The sequence below is a fragment of the Acidovorax sp. KPB24-03 genome, from assembly GCF_057546605.1.
Window position 1 is genome coordinate 1 of sequence record NZ_BAAJYR010000752.1, and the last position, 1,001, is coordinate 1,001.

Annotated in this window: 3 protein-coding genes; all 3 read left to right on the top strand. The window is 71.7% G+C overall.

What is annotated here, in order from left to right:
- A partial coding sequence (locus AC27KI_RS25730) for a hypothetical protein (protein WP_487116656.1) occupies nt 1-232 on the top strand: 232 nt, incomplete at its 5' end.
- Nucleotides 233-237: 5 nt separating this feature from the next.
- The gene (locus tag AC27KI_RS25735; protein WP_317354990.1) at nt 238-438 is read left to right on the top strand and encodes a hypothetical protein; all 201 of its coding nucleotides are present in this window, start codon (nt 238-240) and stop codon (nt 436-438) included.
- Between the two features lie 137 nt (nt 439-575).
- On the top strand, nt 576-1,001 hold a 426-nt coding region (locus AC27KI_RS25740; RefSeq protein ID WP_487116658.1), incomplete at its 3' end, for a Fur family transcriptional regulator.

A 1,001-nucleotide genomic window follows, 5' to 3' on the forward strand; every position in this document is an offset into this window, starting at 1 on the left:
GGGGCGTGGCCTACTTCGCCGGGCGGCGGTGGGCAGCGCGGCCGTGGCCACCGGCCGGGCGATCTCGGGCGGCACCGGACTGTCGGACGTGCTGTTCTATGCGTCGCGCCGCGGCTTTCTCAACCCGCAGGTGGGCACGGTGCTGCAGACCCACCCGCAGATCTACCAGCGCCAGCAGGCGGGGCGGCTCACCCTGGCGCTGTCTCCGCAAAGCCTGTCTCGGCTGAGGTGAATCCCATGGCTCCATCCCCCTTCAAAGACGGAACGTACTTGCTGGTCACGGCATTGGCGTGCGCAGGCGCATCGTGGCTGGCATTCGCGTATTTCGGGGAGGCGGTGTTCTACGGACTCTTCGGCCTCTCCTGGCTGGCCCTCAGCCTGGACAACGTGCGGCTGCGGCGCCAGCTCCGGAAACTGCAGGACGGGCAGGCGCCGTAGCGGCCGGGTGGGGCCAGCGGGCCACCTGCCAGACGGCCAAACGGGAAGGGTGGCTTGGGGCAAAGCTGCCATAATGCAACCCGTTTGCGTTACCAAGCCATCCCGGCGCCTTTTGCGCGCGCCGCCGGCCGCCCGCCATGCCCCGTTCTCCCCACTCCGATCCCTCCGCGCCCCGCGCCCTGCCGCCCGGTCTGCGTTCCACCCGCGCCACGCGCGCCCTGCTGGCGCTGATGTCCTCGCAGCCCTCCGTCGCGGTGTCCGGCGCGGAGGTGGAATCCGCCCTGGCACGCCGGGGCGTGGTGGTCAACCGCGTCACGGTCTACCGGCTGCTGGACCGGCTGGCCAGCGCCGGGCTGATGCGCCGGCACATCGATGCCCAGCGCGTGGCCCGCTACACCCTGGTGAGCCACAAGAGCGAGCCTGCCGCGCCGCATTTCGAGTGCAACGACTGCCACCGGCAGTTTCCCGTCACCGAAGGGGCGGCCCCGCTGCAGGCGGCCGCGCGCCAGATGCTGAAGGCCTTGGCCTCGGCCGGCCACGACCGCCTGGCGCTGGACGTCGCC

What these genes read in the sequence shown, in the direction of transcription:
- AC27KI_RS25735 (WP_317354990.1), top strand. Translation starts at nt 238, where the DNA reads ATGGCTCCATCCCCCTTCAAAGACGGAACGTACTTGCTGGTCACGGCA.